The following is a 14444-nucleotide window of genomic DNA, read 5'->3' as shown; positions in this document are numbered from 1 at the left end:
GGTCGCGGTCAGGTGGCGGAGGAGACCGGCCGGTCGTCCGTGCGGTCCCTGCGGTCCCCCGTGCGGTCGTCGCCGGCCCGGCGCGGTCCGGGCACGGTCCCGCCCTCGCCAGCGGCGCCGGGGCGGGCCGCGGTCAGTGTCCGGACGGCGACCTCGGCGGAGGGGAAGGCGCTGCACCGCTGCAGGACCTGGCGGGCACGCAGCGGCAACAGCTCCGCCCGGCCGCCGCACCCGGCCAGGTGCAGCCGCACGCCGTCGGCACGCGAGCGGGCGACGACCGCACCGAGCAGCTCGGTGGCGGGCCCGTCGAAGGCGTTGACCCCGGCGAGGTCGACGACGAGATGGCCCGGGATCCGGCCGCACCGGGTCTGGGCGTCGAGCATCCGGGCCAGTGCCTCCACGCCCGGACGGTCCAGCCACCCGGACACCCGGACCAGCCGCACCCCCGGCCCCGCCGTCTCGACCGCCAGCCCGATCGCCGTCTGCCCCGCCACGTCCGCCTCCTCGCTCGTGCCGGGCCCACCGTGGGACCGGCACCAGCGACCTTCCCGGTGATCCACGGGCTACACGCGCACCGCCGGCTGGATCGATACCGTCGCCCGGTTCGGGGAAAGCGGACCAACCGGGCCACCCCACGTGATATACATCACCTCGCGTGGCCGGCCGGTCGGCACCGGCAGCCTCAGCCCCGTCGCGGGCCACGCAGCCCGAGGACCCACCACCCGTCGCTGGGGAGCGGACGGGTGGTCGCCCCGGCCGGGGCCGGCGGATTCGGGACCGCCGACCCCGGCCGACACGGGCCGCACGGGCGGGGCGATCGCACCGCCCGTCGGGACTCAGGCCGGGCGGTGCCCGGTGCCGGGTGCGGGCCCGCCCACGGCGCGCCGCAGGTGTCGCGGGACACCGGCCGACCCCAGGGCCGACTCCCTGGCCGACTCCAGGGGGTGCAGCCGGTCGGCGCCGACCGCGGGCCGGACCGGCGCCGGGCGCAGCCGGTCGTGCGCCGCGGCCGTGAGCAGCTCGACCACGGCCTCGAACGACGGGTACCGCCCGTCCGGCAGCGGGACGAGCTGCTCGCGGACCAGGCCGCTCACCCCCCACGCCTCGGCCTCGGCGAGGATCTGCCAGCGATGGGCGGGCCAGCGCAGACCGGCCAGCACGCGTCGGAGGTTCTCGCGCAGCCGTTCCAGGTCGGCCGACGACACCGGAAGCGGGTCGGCCGGCGGGAGCACGGTCCGGGCGGGCGGCGCGGTTCGGACATGCGGTGCGGGCCGGCCGGGCGGCACGGTCCGGGCGCGCGCGACCGGCGCGGGGACCGGGCGCAGCGTGCGTCCCGGCACGGGGAGCGCGCTCATGCGACCCACCTCGTCTCCAGCTCGGGCTGCTGCGCCCCGCTGCACGCCGGGTCACCGTCGAGGTGACGGTAGGAGAAGGCGGGCTTCTCCAGCGGCGCGGTGGGGTCGGAGTGCCGGAAGATCCGACAGACCGAGCCGTCCGCGACCGACGACCAGCATCGTTCGCAGATGCGGAGCCGGGGAGTGTTCTGCTGCACGATCCACCGCCTGGGGCGATTCCGGGACCCTGCCGGCGCGCCCCGTTCCGGTCGACGTCCGCAGGTCGGCAAGGTCATCTGCACCAAGTGTGGTGGACGACATATCGCCCCGCCACTCGTGACCGTGTAGTGCCAACCTCTCCGCGGCGGAATGTGTGCGGCGGGCGGCGGCCGGGGAACCGGTCAGCCGCCGTCGGCGCGGTAGCGCTGCTCGAGCTCGCGGACCTCCCCGAGCCCGGCGAGCTCGGCGAACGCGTCGAGACCGCCGAGCCGGTCGATCAGCGACACCGGTGTGCCCTCGGCACGCAGCCGCTCGAGCAGCTCCCGCATCCCGGCCGTCGCCGCGAGCAGGGTGCCCACCGGGAACAGGACCAGGGCGAATCCGAGCTCGGCGAGCCGGTCGCGCGACAGCGGCGGGGTGCGGCCGCCCTCGGCCCGCACCGCTTGGGCATGACCTGGTCCTCCAGGTGCAGCGCGGCGACCCCGGCCCGTTCGTAGTCGCGGACGGTCCGGATGACGTTGAGCGGGTTGCCGTAGCCGGTGTCCGCGTCGGCGATCAGCGGGAGGTCGACGGCGTCGGCCAGCCTGCCCGCGTGCGCGGCCATCTCCGCGCCTCCGAGCAGCCCGACGTCGGGGCGGCCGAGCAGCCCGGCCGTCGTCCCGAACCCGGTCATGTAGACGACGTCGAACCCGGCCTGCTCGACCAGCCGCGCGGACAGCGCGTCGTACGCGCCGGGGGCGAGCACCGGGGTGCCGGCGTCGAGCAGGGCACGCAGCCGGGCCCGCCGGTTCCCGGGTCGGCCGAGGAGGTCCGCCACGGCGAGGTCCCTTCGTCGAGCTCCGATGGTGTCCCGCGCCGGCCCCCCGGCCAGACCTGAGAAGTCCTCACTCAGGTTACGTGAGGGGGGTTGTCCCCACTGTCCGTTCTGGTGCGAGCCGGAACCATCGTGGGCGTGACCGACACCCGGCCCGCGCCGCGCTCGGACTTCTCCGACCGGCTCCGCCATCCCGTACCGCACCTGTTCGTCTACGCGTTCGCGATCGTCCCGGCGGTCGCGCTCGTCGCCGCCGTCCCGCTCGCCTGGGGCTGGGGGCTGACCTGGCTCGACGCCGGCCTCGCGCTCGGCCTGTACGTCGTGTCGATGCTGGGGGTGACCGTCGGTTTCCACCGCTACTTCACCCACGGCTCGTTCACCGCGAACCGGCCCCTGCGGATCGCGCTCGCCGTCGCCGGCAGCCTCGCCGTGCAGGGGCCGGTCCGGCACTGGGTGGCCGACCACCGTCGTCACCACGCCTACGCCGACGCCGAGGGCGACCCGCACTCGCCGTGGCGCTACGGCACCTCCCCCGCCGCACTGGTCCGCGGCTTCTGGCACGCCCACATGGGCTGGATCTTCGACCGGTCGCTGACCGACCAGCGCCGCTTCGCCCCGGACCTGCTCGCCGATCCCGACATCGACCGGGTGCACCGCGGCTTCACGGTCCTGACGATCCTGTCCGTGTTCGGGCCCGGCGTCGTCGGCGGCCTGGTGACCTGGTCCTGGTGGGGAGCGTTCACCGCGTTCTTCTGGGCCGGGCTGGTCCGGGTCGCGGTCTCGCACCACGTCGCGTGGTCGACCAACTCGATCTGCCACCTCGTCGGCGAGCGGCCGTACAAGGCACGGGACCGTTCCACCAACGTCTGGCTGCTCGCCATCCCCAGCATGGGCGAGTCCTGGCACAACCTGCACCACGCCGATCCCACCTCGGCCCGGCACGGTGTCGGCCGCGGCGAGATCGACATCTCGGCCGGCACGATCCGGCTGTTCGAGAAGCTGGGCTGGGCGTGGAACGTCCGCTGGCCGACCGAGAAGCGCCTGGCCAAGCTGGCCGTCCGGCCGGACGAGCCCGCCACCGCCTGAGCCCGTCGCCGCCCGGGTCCGCCCCCGGCGCGCGGGCTCCCGGCGCGGAGCTCACGCGGCGGCACGGGCGGCTCGGGCCGGCCGGGCCGCATCGGTGCAGAGTGTGCGCCGACGCACGATCGGCAAACTTGCACAGTCTGCATCTTTGCGTCAGAATCGTTGCGTGACGTCAACTACCCGCCCCGCGCGCACCCCCGAGGAGGCCGCGGCCCACCGCCGCGACGTACTGCTCCCCCTGACCGGCCTCCTGATGGCGCTGTTCGTCGGCGTGCTGTCCAGCACGATCGTGTCGAACGCGCTGCCCCGGATCCTGGGCGACCTCGGCGGGACGCAGGCCGAGTACACGTGGGTGGTCTCGGCGTCACTGCTGGCGATGACGGCCTCGACCCCGATCTGGGGCAAGCTCGCCGACCTCTACTCCAAGAAGCTGCTGGTCCAGGCCGCGATCGGGATCTTCCTGGTCGGCTCGCTGCTCTGCGGGCTGGCGGTCTCCACCGGACAGCTCATCGGCTTCCGGGTCCTGCAGGGCCTCGGCATGGGCGGTCTGCAGGCCCTGACCCAGGTCGTGATCGCGGCGATCATCACCCCGCGCGAGCGCGGCCGCTACATGGGCTACCTCTCCGGGATCATGTCGATCGCCGTCGTCGGCGGGCCGCTGCTCGGCGGCATCATCGTCGACTCGCCGCTGGGCTGGCGCTGGTGCTTCTTCGTCGGCGTCCCGCTGGCCGCGCTCTCGCTGCTCGTGCTGCAGCGCACCCTGAACGTGCCCACCCCCGTCCGTGCCGACGGCGAGCGCGTCAGCATCGACTACCTGGGTGCCACCCTCATCGCCGCCGCGGTGTCGGCGCTGCTGCTGTGGACCTCGTTGGCCGGCAAGCAGTTCGCGTGGGCCTCGCCCACCTCGTTCGGCCTGATCGGCGCCGGCCTGGTGCTGCTGGTGGCCGCGATCGTCGTCGAGCGACGGGCGAAGGACCCGGTCGTGCCGCCGTTCCTGTTCCGCGACCGCACCGTCGTGCTCGCCACCGTCGCGAGCCTGTTCGTCGGCGTCGCGATGTTCGGCTCCACGATCTTCCTGTCGCAGTACTTCCAGCTCGCCCGGGGTGCCACGGCCACCGAGGCCGGGCTGCTCACGCTGCCGATGATCGTCGGCATGTTCGGCGCGTCGAACATCGCGGGCCAGCTCATCAGCCGCACCGGTGTCTGGAAGCGCTACCTCGTCGGCGGTGCGGTCTCGCTGACCGCGGGCCTGTCGCTCGGCGCCGCGGTGATCTCCTCGACCGCGCCGTACTGGCTGGTCGCGGTCGCGATGGCGCTGGTCGGCATCGGCGTCGGCAGCACCCAGCAGAACCTCGTGCTCGCCGTGCAGAACACCGTCGCGCTGCGGAACATGGGCGCCGCGAGCTCCACGGTGACCTTCTTCCGCTCGCTGGGCGGTTCGGCCGGTGTCGCCGGGCTGGGCGCGCTGCTCGCCTCCGTGGTCGGCTCCCGGACCGCGGCCGGGCTGGCCGAGGCCGGCGTCGACGGCGGGGCGGCGGTCGGCGGCGGCCAGGTTCCGCACCTGGGCGACCTGCCCGAGCCGGTGCGCTCGATCGTCATGGAGGCCTACGGGCACGCCACCTCGATGATCTTCCTGGTGGCGGCGCCGCTCGCCGCACTGGCACTGCTGGCGATCCTGGCCCTGCGCGAGGTGCCGCTGCGCGACACCCTCGACATCGAGAAGCCGGCCGACCCCGCCGCCGGGGCCACCGTCACCCCGGTCCCGCCGACCGGTCCGTCGGGTCCGTCCGGTCCGGTGCTGCACGGGTTCGTGCGGGCCGACGGAGCCCCGGCGGGCGGTGCCGTGCTGACCGTCCTCGACCCCACCGGCGACGAGCTCGGCCGGACCCGCGCCGACGCCGACGGGCACTACCGCATCTGCGTCGCCACCGGGATCGTGTCCACCGTGTACCGCTGGGAGGGCCGCCCCGCCGCGCGCCGGGTCACCGTCGGTTCGGACGGGCTCCGCCTCGACGTCGACCTGCCGACCGGCACACCCGTCGACGGCCCCACCGACGGCACGGCCGACGGCACGGCACGGACCGGCGGGCAACCGGGCCGCCACGAGCTCGTCTCGGTCATCGAGGCGCCCGAGCGCGAGCGGACCGGAGCCGACCGTGGCTGAGCAGGCCGCCCCCGGGCGTCGCGAGCGCAAGAAGGCCGCCACCCGCGCCGCGCTCGCCGGTGCCGCGCTGCGGCTGTGCAGCGCCCGCGGGCTGGACGCGGTGACCGTCGAGCAGATCGCCGACGCCGCCGACGTCGCGCCCCGCACCTTCTTCAACTACTTCACCTCCAAGGAGGAGGCGGTCGTGGCGGCCAACGAGTCGGCGGCGGACACCCTGCTGACCGCGTTCACCGCCCGCCCCGACGACGAGCCGGTCACCGAGTCGCTGCGGCACGCACTGCGCGCCGTGGTCACCGACCCCGGCTACCTCGACCGGGTGCAGGCGCTGCGGGGGCACCCGACGATCGGCGCGCACCAGCTGGCCGTGTTCGCCGCCCAGGAGCGGGCGCTGGCCGAGGCCGTCGTCACCCGGACCGGGTCCGACCCGGCCCGCGACCTCTACCCGACCCTGGCCGCGGCCGCCGCGGTGACCGGGCTGCGCGTCGCGGTGCAGCACTGGCTGGGCGACCACGGCGTGGACCCGCGCTCGCCGACGCTGCCCCAGCTGGTGGACGAGGTCATGGCCGTGTTCGACGCCGGCCTGCGCGCGCTGGCGGGGGTCCCGGCCTGACCCCGCGGGCGGCCGGGAGAGGATCACCGGCGTGCCCGTCACCATCGTCCTGGACCGTCCGGCCCCGGCCCCGCTGGAGCTGACCCTGCACCCGGTGCTCGACCCCGGTGCGCCCGTGCTGCTGGTCGTGCCCGCGATGGGGCTGCGGGCGTCGTTCTACGCCCCGCTGATGACCGCGCTGACCGACGCCGGTGTCGCCGCCGCGGTCACCGAGCTGCGCGGGCACCAGGCCCGCCCTGCTCCCCCGCCGGGACGCCGCAACGACTTCGGCTACGAGGACCTCGTCGGTGACCTCGCCGCCGCCGTCGAGGAGGTGCGCACCGCGCGGCCGGGCGCGCCGGTGTTCGTCGTCGGGCACAGCCTCGGCGGGCACCTCGCCGCCGCCCATGCCGCACGGCACCCCGACCGCATCGACGGTGTCGCCCTGGTCGCGTCGGGCAGCGTCGACTGGCGGGTCTGGGGGCTCGCGCACCTGCTGCGCACCCAGGCCGTCGTGGCCGCGTCGACGCTGATCGGGCACTTCCCCGGCGACCGGATCGGCTTCGCCGGGCGGGAGGCCCGCGGGCAGATGTGCGACTGGGGCCGGTGGGCCCGCACCGGGCGGCTCGAGTTCGGCACGCCGAGGGTCGACCACACGCCGTCGATCGCCGCGGTGCACCTGCCGGTCCTCGGGATCGGGTTCGAACGCGACGGGTTCGCCCCGCCCGCCTCGGTCGACGCGCTGCTGACCATGTTCGGCGCGGCGACCCGGAGCCGCCACCACCTCGACGTCCCCGGGGCGCGCCCGCACATCGGGTGGGCACGCGAGCCGCAGGCACTCGCCGTCGTCGTGCCGGTGCTGACCGACTGGGCCCGCGACGCCGCCGGGGCGTGACCCCGGCGGCGCCGCCGTGCTGTAGGTGGCCGTGCTGAAGGCCGCCGTGCTCGGGTCGCCGTGCCGCCGCGGCCGGTCAGACCCCGGTGTTCACCGACTCGTGCCACGGGATGACCAGGCGCTTCGCGGTCGTCACCATCATGTAGAGCAGCGACCCCAGCACCGCGAGCAGCACGATCACCGCGAACAGCCGTGGCGCGTCGAGGGCGTTGAGGCTCGACACCACGAGGTAGCCGAGCCCGGCGCTGCCGCCGAGGTACTCACCGACGATCGCGCCGATCACCGAGAACACGATCGCGACCTCGGCGCCGGCGAACACGTACGGCAGGGTCGCGGGCAGCTCCAGGTTCCGGAACGTCGCCCAGCGCGAGGCGCCCAGCCCGGTCATGACGTCGCGGTGCCCGCGCTCGACCGAGCGCACCCCCAGCATCACGTTGAGCATGATCGGGAAGAACGCGAGCAGCCCGGCCATGATGATCTTCGAGGTGGGGCCGAAGCCGAACCAGATCACGAAGATCGGCACGAACGCCACCTTGGGCACGACCTGCAGCGCGACCAGGGCGGGCTGCACCGCGCGGCGCAGCCACTCGATGCGCCCGAGCACCGCGCCGACGCAGACGCCCGCGACGAGCGCGGCGCCGAACCCGACGAGGACCTCCAGCAGCGTCACGCCGATGTGGCCCCAGATCTCCGGGTCGGCCAGCAGCTCCCTCAGCGCCCCGACGACGGCGGCCGGCGCCGGCAGGATGAACTCCGAGACCCCGACCACCGAGACGGTGAACTGCCAGACCCCCACGAGCAGCAGCAGGAGCACCGGTCCGGAGATCCACGGCAGGCGCCGCAACCACGGCGACTCCTTCTCCGGGCCGCCCGGGTCGGTCACGGGGGTGGTGGGTTCGGTCGCCGCGGCGGGACGTTCGGTCGTGGTCATCGGTTCAGTCCTCCCGGTCCAGCTCGGTGCGCAGCCCGGCGACCAGCGCGCCGAACTCCGGTGTCGTCTCGGTCGCCGCGGACCGCGGGCGGGGCAGGTCGATCGCGGTGACCGACCGGATCCGTCCCGGGCGCGGGGTCAGCAGCACGACGCGGTCGGCCAGGAACACGGCTTCGGGGATCGAGTGGGTCACGAACACGACGGTGGCGCCGGAGACGGCGTGGATCTGCTGCAGCTCCAGGTTCATCCGGTCGCGGGTCAGGGCGTCCAGCGCACCGAACGGCTCGTCCATCAGCAGTACCGACGGATCACAGGCCAGCGCGCGGGCGATCGCCGCCCGCTGGCGCATCCCGCCGGACAGCTCGCGCGGGTAGGAGTCCTCGAACCCGCCGAGGCCGACGGTGGCGCACAGCTCCGCGGCCCGGGCCCGCCGCTCGGCGCGCGGCACCCCACGCAGCTTGAGCGGCAGCGCGACGTTGTCGGTGATCGTGAACCACGGGAACAGGTTCGCCTCCTGGAACACCAGCCCGAACTCGGCGAAGACCGCGTCGTCGCGACGGCCGGCGGCCCAGGCGGGCCGGCCACCGGCCTCGACCAGCCCCGCGGACGGGGCGAGCAGACCGGACAGGATCCGCAGCAACGTCGTCTTGCCGCAGCCCGAGCGCCCGACCAGCGAGACGAACTCGCCGCGGGCGACGTCCAGGTCGATCCCCGACAGCGCGTGCACCTCCCCCCGACGGGTCGGATAGACCTTGTCCACACCCGACACCCGCAGGCCGACCGCGCCACCGGTCGGGGCCGCAGGCGTCGCGGACCGGGTGGTCGTCCGCCGGGCCGCCGTCTGCTGCTGGGTCGCCGTCTGCTGGGTCATGTCCGTCTCCTGCTCCGTCGCCGGGGACCGTCGTGTCGTCGGGGTGCTCATGGGGCGCCCTGGGCGCCGTTGAGACCGGCGTCGAGCCACTGCGCCGGGTCCTGGCCGGCGGGGACCTGACCGACCGAGGAGACCTCGTCGTAGGTGGCCTGCCAGCGCTGCGGTTCGATACCGGTCGGGCCCCGGCCCGCCGCGTAGCCGTCGACGTAGGCGGCGAGCGCGGCGCGGGCGACCTCGGGCCGGTCCAGCGTCGAGACCTGGTACTTCGAGCCGATGAGCTGCATCGTCTCGGTGAAGCCAGCTGCCTCGTCGGCGGCGATGAAGGCGGTGGCGTCGGCGATCGCGGCCAGGTAGCGGCGCAGCTTGTCCTGCTCGGCCGGGTCGGCCGCGGTGGCCTTCGAGGTGGCGTAGATCTGCGACCCGGCGGAGATCGCGTCGTTGGGGTCGTAGACCACGGCCTCGGGCCGGGTCGCCTGCAGCAGCATCGCGGTGTCGAGCGAGACGATGAACGCGTCGACGCGGCCGGTGTCCACCAGGTCGAACACGCCCGGGCTGAGCCCGACGACCTGGCGACGCAGCTCGTCGGGGGCGATCCCGGCCGAACCGGCGACCAGGTCCAGGGTGATGGAGCTGGTGCCGCCCTCCGACGGTGTCCCCACCAGCTTGCCGCGCAGCTGTGCGGCGTCGGTGACCGGCGCGCGCTGCGAGGAGACGAGCCGCAGCGGACCGTCGTGCACCACCCCGCCGATCGCGACCAGCGGTGCGCCGCGCTCCCCCGCGGCGACCATCGTCTCGATGTCGCCGATCCGGGAGATCTCCGCGGACCCGGCGAGCAGGGTCTGGATGGCCGGCGCGGAGCCCTGCGTGGCCTCGAAGGTCACGTCGAGACCGTGGGCGGCGAAGAAGCCCTTGGTGTCGGCGACCATCTCGGCGGCGTAGCCGAGCGACTCCATCGGCAGGATGTTGAGGAAGGTGATCCGGTCGCGGCCGTCCTCGCCGCCGCCGCCCGACCCGCATCCGGCGAGGACGAGGCAGGCGGCGAGCAGGACCGCGGCGAGCCGGGTCGTCGTGCGGGTCATCGGGGGACCTCCGGTACGTGGTGGGTCGACGCGAAGGACGGCGACGGTGTGGCGGCGGTGTCCGGGCCGCGGTACCACGCGGTATCGGCGCCGCGGTACCACGCGGTGTCACTGCCGCGGTACCACGCGGTGGCGTTGCCGTGGCGGACCGCGACCCGGGCGGCCGGGTCGAGGGCGGCGAGCAGCCGGGCCGCCCCGTCGCCGTGGCGGTGCGGGTGGTCACCGGCGTGGAGCAGGATCTCGGCGGCGCCGAGGACGTCCAGGGCGTCGCGCAGCTCGCCGGGGTCGCGTGGCAGATGGACCGGCGCGGTGGTGAACCGGACCTGCTCGCGGACGTACTGCGACGGCATCCGGTCCACCCACGGCACCTCGCGGCGGATGCCGCGCCACTCCTTGTCCAGCCGCCACAGCAGCGGCGGCAGCCAGGACGACCCGCACTCGGCGACGGTCACCCGCAGTCCGGGCAGCGCCCCGAGGGCGCCCTCGGCGACCAGCGACACCAGCTGGGACTGCGCGACCTGCCCGTGGGACAGGTAGTCCTGCAGGTAGGTGTGGGTGAACCCGGTCGTGGTCGGGGCGCTGCCGACCCGGCCCCAGGCGTGCAGGGTGACGACCAGCCCGGCCGCGGCGGCCGCGGCGAGGACCGGCCGGAACACCGGGTGACCCCAGCGCAGGTCGTGGCCGCGCACCGGGAGCAGCACCTGCACGAAGCGCGGGTCGTCCGCCCAGTGCTCGATCTCGGCGACGGCCGCCGCCGGGTCACCGAGCGGCACGGCGACCGACCCGCGGGCGCGGGGCTCGTGGTCGAGGAACCGCTGCGCGACCCAGATGTTCACCGCCCGGCACAGGGCGGCCTCGAACGCGTGGTTGCGACTGACGTCGAACGCGGTGGTGCAGGTCAGGACCGCCGTGGTGACCCGTCCGCCACCGGGGACCGGTGGGTCGAGGACGGCGGCGCGCAGGGTCGCCACGTCGTGCGGGGCGGGGCCCTCGACCATCGCGGGCGGGTAGGCACCGGCCTGGACGGGGTCCACGCGCAGCGCGGCCCCCAGGGCGTAGTCGCGCCAGTAGGGGCTCAGCAGCGGCGAGAGGTCGGCGAACGAGGCCGGTGCGACGTGGGTGTCGGCGTCGAAGAACTCCTCGGCCGGCTCGGCGCTCATTCCTCGCTCCCGGGCAGGGTAAGGCCGTAGAGGCGGGCGGCGTTGGCGGCCGCCAACGGCCGGCGCAGCGCCGCGGGCAGCACCCGCAGCGCGGTGATCGGGTCGTCGAAGTCCCAGTGCGGGTAGTCGGAGGAGAACAGGATCCGGTCGGTCATCCCGGTCTGCTCCCAGGTCGTCGCCAGGTGCGCGGGCACCGGCGGCTCGTCGATCGGCTGGGTGGTGAACCACACCCGCTCGCGCACGATCTCCGACGGGGGACGGGTCAGCCACGGCACGTCGTCGCGGCACAGCTCCCAGGCGTCGTCGAGGCCCCAGAGCAGCGACGGCAGCCAGGACACCCCGCCCTCGACGAGCACGAACTGCAGGTCCGGCACCGCGTCGAGGACTCCGCCGGCGACCAGCCCGGTCAGCGCGACCGCGACCGCGTTGCCGTACCAGGCGTGCTGCTCCAGGTAGAACGACGGCCAGCCGTCGCCGCGGTGGCCCTCGGTGCCGCCGAGGTGGATCGCGACCGGCAGGCCGTGCGCGGCGGCCGCGGCGTAGATCGGCCGGTACTTGGGGTCCGACCAGGGCAGGAACGTGCCGCTGGGGAACAGGACCTGCACGAACCGCGGGTCGTCGGCGCGGCGCTCGATCTCGGCGACGGCCTCGGCCGGCGACTCGTGCGGGATGCAGATGCTGGCCCGCAGCCGCGGCTCGGGGTCGAGCCAGTCGGTGACGAGCACGTCGTTGAACGCCCGGCACAGCGCCGCGGCGAACGCGGGCTCCTCGGCGCCCGCGGTGTGCCCCTGCATCGGGATCAGCACCCCGGCGACGACGTCGTAGGGGTCGAGCAGCTGGCTGCGCATCAGATCGAGGTCGCTGCCGGGCGGCCGGGCGGGGCCGCCGGCCGCGTCGGGGTGGGCGTCGCGGCGCATGCCGCCGTGCCGGACCCGGGGGTAGACCGCGGGCGGCGGCGCGCCGCGCAGCCCGAACCGGTGCAGGCGGCGCCGCCAGGGCTCGGGCAGCGCGGCCGCGAGCCGGTCGGCGGTGACGACCGGGTGGATGTCGGCGTCGACGATCGGGGTCCGGGCGCGGCGCCGGGCCGGGGCCCGGGTGGTGGCCGTGGCGGAGTCGGTGGTGGTCATGACGTCTCCTCGGTGGCGGGGCGACGGCCGGTGTCGACGACCACCCAGCGGTCCTCGACGGTGACCTCGAAGGTCTCGGCGGTGTACGGGCCGGGTGTCATCCCCGGCGGGCCCGGCTCGACCGACGCCGGGAGGCTGCGGGCGGGGGCGTCGCCGGGCTGGTAGGAGCGGCCGGTGCGCACGTCGTACTCCCAGCCGTGCCAGGGGCAGGCGACGAGCACGTGGTCGTCGTCGAGCCGCACGTCGGCCGGGCCGGTCGCCACCGGGGCCCCGGCGACGGAGCCGCGGCACAGCGGGCCGCCCTGGTGCGGGCAGTGGTCGGCGAGGGCGTAGTAGTCGTCGCCGACCCGGAAGACGCCGATCGAGCGGGTGCCCACCCGCACCACGCGGTGCTCCCCGGGGGCGAGCTCGTCGGCGGGGAGCACGGCGAGCCTCATGTCCCCTCCCCCGCCCGGTGCCCGTCCGCCCGCGCGAGGAGCTCGACGGTGCCCGCGGTGGCGTCGAGCCGGATGCGGTCACCGGTGCGCAGGACCCGCACCGGGTCGACGTCGAGGTCGGCCAGTGCGGGGACGCGGGTGACGACGGCGCCGAGCGCGGCTTTCGTCGTGGTGACCGTGAAGATCATCCCGAGTGGGGCGGTGCCGAGCAGCCGGGTGCTCTGGAAGAACGCCGACCAGCCCGAGGAGCCCTTGGCGCCGGGGAAGACCAGGATCCGCCCGGTGAAGCAGACACCCTGCAGCGGGTGCCGGGCCTCGACGATCGTCCCGCTGGCCGGGTCGATGCCGCCCCACCCCGAGATCGTCTCCGGCGAGACCAACGCCTCTCCGGTGACCACACCGGGGACCACGGTCCGGCCGCGCAGGACGGTGCCGACGGTCGCGGTCATCGCAGCTCACCCGACCAGCGACCGGTGACCGCGGCGTGCACGCAGTCCTCGGTGGTGCCGAACCACGCCTCGATCCCGAGGATCGCGGGCAGGTAGTGGGCCTGCTTGGCGGAGTCGGTGGCGAACACCCGCGTGCCCGGCGGGGCGAGGCGGGACATGGCCGGGCACGAGTCGGTGAGCACACGTCCGCCGGCCGCCTCGATGACGGCGGTGTAGCCGCTGCGCTCGGCGACCGCGGCCAGCGCCCGCGGCGCCATGATCCACAGCGAGGTGCCGTGGTGCAGGCGGCGGCCGTCGAGGAGCCGGGCGACGTCACGGATCTGGTCGAGCGAGGCGTGCGGGCAGCCGAGCAGGACGAAGTCGACGGACGCGCTGGTGCCCTGGTCGTTGAGCCGGGCGTAGGTGGCGGCCCGCTCGGCGGCGCCGTAGACGACGGCGTCGACCGGGACGCTGCCGCCGAAGGCGGCCTCGACGGTCGGGGCCTCCGGGGTGACCCCGGGGACGTGGTACATCTCGACCCCGCCGGAGGAGGCGGCCGCGGCGCCGAAGTGCTTGAGGTCGGTGAGGTCGGGCAGGGCGAGGTCGCCGGTGACGACCGGGCGGGCCTCCTGCACGACCTCGCCGGTGAAGTAGCCGAGCAGCCCCCAGTCGAGGAACCCGCCGACCGGGGTGTCGACCCGGACCAGGTGGGTGCCGCGGCGGTGGGTGTCGTGGTGATTGCCCCAGCACGGGACGCGTCCGGTGAGGCTCGCCGCGCCGGTGGACGCGGTGCCCTCGCAGTTGGTGCGGGCGCCGAGCACGGAGTTGGCGTAGACGACCGCGGAGGACTCCATCCAGGCGCAGTGCTCGCCGCGGACCGGGAGGTTGCCGACCTGGTACGGCGTGCAGGTGGCGAGGATGGAGACGCCGCGACGGCCGTAGAAGGTCTCGGCGTCGGCCTGCAGCTCCACGAACTCCGCGGGGTAGGGCGCGACGGCGGCCGCGTCGGCGCCGAAGCCCTGCTGGAGCTGGCAGGTGGGCACCGCCATCGGCGGGATCTCGTGCGTGGTGTCGCTGTCGAGGTTGATGACGGAGAAGGCGCGGTCCCAGCCGCCCTCGGCGACCAGCCGGGCCTTGAGCGGCGAGGGCTGGGTGGCGGTCCCGGCCACGTTGCGGACCGAGCAGAGCCGCTCCGCGTCCAGCGCCTCGGCGTAGCGGGTGAGCAGGTCCATCGCGGCGGCGACGGCGGGACCCTCGGCCCCGTCGAGCATCCTGCGGTCGTCGTCGGTGAGTATCACGGAGCGCCTCCGGGC

At 75.1% G+C, this 14444-nt stretch carries 16 protein-coding genes; 4 read left to right on the top strand and 12 right to left on the bottom strand.

Annotated elements, in window-relative coordinates; translation table 11 throughout:
- Positions 1–8 precede the first annotated feature (8 nt).
- The 4 genes from Ae717Ps2_RS11865 to Ae717Ps2_RS11850 all read right to left on the bottom strand — a co-directional run bounded on the left by Ae717Ps2_RS11865 (position 9) and on the right by Ae717Ps2_RS11850 (position 2370).
- Positions 9–494 carry an STAS domain-containing protein gene (locus Ae717Ps2_RS11865; protein ID WP_075306587.1) on the bottom strand — a complete coding sequence of 162 codons (486 nt, stop codon included), beginning with the start codon at positions 492–494 and terminating at the stop codon, positions 9–11.
- 342 nt (positions 495–836) lie between these two features.
- Complete coding sequence (locus tag Ae717Ps2_RS11860) at positions 837–1355, bottom strand: hypothetical protein (RefSeq protein WP_075306588.1); 519 nt, start codon at positions 1353–1355, stop codon at positions 837–839.
- On the bottom strand, positions 1352–1552 hold the full coding sequence (locus Ae717Ps2_RS11855) for a hypothetical protein (protein ID WP_075306589.1): 201 nt from the start codon (positions 1550–1552) through the stop codon (positions 1352–1354). Before Ae717Ps2_RS11855 ends, Ae717Ps2_RS11860 begins: the two co-directional genes overlap by 4 nt.
- A gap of 278 nt (positions 1553–1830) precedes the next feature.
- A complete protein-coding gene (locus Ae717Ps2_RS11850; RefSeq protein ID WP_233147529.1) occupies positions 1831–2370 on the bottom strand; it encodes an oxaloacetate decarboxylase in 540 nt (179 codons plus the stop codon).
- A 135-nt stretch (positions 2371–2505) separates the two neighbouring features.
- Here Ae717Ps2_RS11850 and Ae717Ps2_RS11845 point away from each other — a divergent pair, with 135 nt between their 5' ends.
- The 4 genes from Ae717Ps2_RS11845 to Ae717Ps2_RS11830 all read left to right on the top strand — a co-directional run bounded on the left by Ae717Ps2_RS11845 (position 2506) and on the right by Ae717Ps2_RS11830 (position 7098).
- On the top strand, positions 2506–3453 hold the full coding sequence (locus Ae717Ps2_RS11845; protein WP_043281069.1) for an acyl-CoA desaturase: 948 nt from the start codon (positions 2506–2508) through the stop codon (positions 3451–3453).
- A gap of 163 nt (positions 3454–3616) precedes the next feature.
- Positions 3617–5614 (top strand): MFS transporter, encoded by a 1998-nt coding sequence (locus Ae717Ps2_RS11840; protein ID WP_233147528.1) that lies wholly within the window; start codon positions 3617–3619, stop codon positions 5612–5614.
- Positions 5607–6224 (top strand): TetR/AcrR family transcriptional regulator, encoded by a 618-nt coding sequence (locus Ae717Ps2_RS11835; protein ID WP_075333376.1) that lies wholly within the window; start codon positions 5607–5609, stop codon positions 6222–6224. Before Ae717Ps2_RS11840 ends, Ae717Ps2_RS11835 begins: the two co-directional genes overlap by 8 nt.
- A gap of 31 nt (positions 6225–6255) precedes the next feature.
- On the top strand, positions 6256–7098 hold the full coding sequence (locus tag Ae717Ps2_RS11830; RefSeq protein WP_075306592.1) for an alpha/beta fold hydrolase: 843 nt from the start codon (positions 6256–6258) through the stop codon (positions 7096–7098).
- Between the two features lie 76 nt (positions 7099–7174).
- Here the strand turns inward: Ae717Ps2_RS11830 and Ae717Ps2_RS11825 are convergent, their stop codons facing one another.
- Genes Ae717Ps2_RS11825 through Ae717Ps2_RS11790 form a run of 8 tightly spaced genes read right to left on the bottom strand, consistent with a single transcriptional unit; the run spans position 7175 to position 14429 of the window.
- Positions 7175–8029 carry an ABC transporter permease gene (locus Ae717Ps2_RS11825; RefSeq protein ID WP_083695883.1) on the bottom strand — a complete coding sequence of 285 codons (855 nt, stop codon included), beginning with the start codon at positions 8027–8029 and terminating at the stop codon, positions 7175–7177.
- Positions 8030–8033: 4 nt separating this feature from the next.
- On the bottom strand, positions 8034–8900 hold the full coding sequence (locus Ae717Ps2_RS11820; RefSeq protein ID WP_075306593.1) for an ABC transporter ATP-binding protein: 867 nt from the start codon (positions 8898–8900) through the stop codon (positions 8034–8036).
- Positions 8901–8947: 47 nt separating this feature from the next.
- Positions 8948–9979 (bottom strand): ABC transporter substrate-binding protein, encoded by a 1032-nt coding sequence (locus tag Ae717Ps2_RS11815; protein WP_075306594.1) that lies wholly within the window; start codon positions 9977–9979, stop codon positions 8948–8950.
- Positions 9976–11139, bottom strand: a complete 1164-nt coding sequence (locus Ae717Ps2_RS11810) for an amidohydrolase family protein (RefSeq protein WP_075333375.1) — start codon at positions 11137–11139, stop codon at positions 9976–9978. The genes Ae717Ps2_RS11815 and Ae717Ps2_RS11810 overlap by 4 nt, the downstream gene beginning before the upstream one ends.
- The gene (locus Ae717Ps2_RS11805; protein ID WP_075333374.1) at positions 11136–12266 is read right to left on the bottom strand and encodes an amidohydrolase family protein; all 1131 of its coding nucleotides are present in this window, start codon (positions 12264–12266) and stop codon (positions 11136–11138) included. The genes Ae717Ps2_RS11810 and Ae717Ps2_RS11805 overlap by 4 nt, the downstream gene beginning before the upstream one ends.
- On the bottom strand, positions 12263–12703 hold the full coding sequence (locus Ae717Ps2_RS11800; protein WP_075306597.1) for a Rieske (2Fe-2S) protein: 441 nt from the start codon (positions 12701–12703) through the stop codon (positions 12263–12265). The genes Ae717Ps2_RS11805 and Ae717Ps2_RS11800 overlap by 4 nt, the downstream gene beginning before the upstream one ends.
- Positions 12700–13152 carry an aconitase X swivel domain-containing protein gene (locus Ae717Ps2_RS11795; RefSeq protein ID WP_020626400.1) on the bottom strand — a complete coding sequence of 151 codons (453 nt, stop codon included), beginning with the start codon at positions 13150–13152 and terminating at the stop codon, positions 12700–12702. The genes Ae717Ps2_RS11800 and Ae717Ps2_RS11795 overlap by 4 nt, the downstream gene beginning before the upstream one ends.
- Complete coding sequence (locus Ae717Ps2_RS11790; RefSeq protein ID WP_075306598.1) at positions 13149–14429, bottom strand: aconitase X catalytic domain-containing protein; 1281 nt, start codon at positions 14427–14429, stop codon at positions 13149–13151. Before Ae717Ps2_RS11790 ends, Ae717Ps2_RS11795 begins: the two co-directional genes overlap by 4 nt.
- Positions 14430–14444 lie beyond the last annotated feature (15 nt).

The organism is Pseudonocardia sp. Ae717_Ps2 (genome assembly GCF_001932475.1).
Taxonomy (GTDB): Bacteria; Actinomycetota; Actinomycetes; order Mycobacteriales; family Pseudonocardiaceae; genus Pseudonocardia.
Note: the sequence above shows the minus strand (reverse complement) of the source record. Positions and strands in the feature narration are given on the sequence as shown.

Coding starts and splice junctions, on each gene's coding strand:
- Ae717Ps2_RS11810 (WP_075333375.1), bottom strand. CDS start 11,139: ATGAGCGCCGAGCCGGCCGAGGAGTTCTTCGACGCCGACACCCACGTC.
- Ae717Ps2_RS11825 (WP_083695883.1), bottom strand. CDS start 8,029: ATGACCACGACCGAACGTCCCGCCGCGGCGACCGAACCCACCACCCCC.
- Ae717Ps2_RS11815 (WP_075306594.1), bottom strand. CDS start 9,979: ATGACCCGCACGACGACCCGGCTCGCCGCGGTCCTGCTCGCCGCCTGC.
- Ae717Ps2_RS11820 (WP_075306593.1), bottom strand. CDS start 8,900: ATGACCCAGCAGACGGCGACCCAGCAGCAGACGGCGGCCCGGCGGACG.
- Ae717Ps2_RS11795 (WP_020626400.1), bottom strand. CDS start 13,152: ATGACCGCGACCGTCGGCACCGTCCTGCGCGGCCGGACCGTGGTCCCC.
- Ae717Ps2_RS11805 (WP_075333374.1), bottom strand. CDS start 12,266: ATGACCACCACCGACTCCGCCACGGCCACCACCCGGGCCCCGGCCCGG.
- Ae717Ps2_RS11860 (WP_075306588.1), bottom strand. CDS start 1,355: ATGAGCGCGCTCCCCGTGCCGGGACGCACGCTGCGCCCGGTCCCCGCG.
- Ae717Ps2_RS11800 (WP_075306597.1), bottom strand. CDS start 12,703: ATGAGGCTCGCCGTGCTCCCCGCCGACGAGCTCGCCCCCGGGGAGCAC.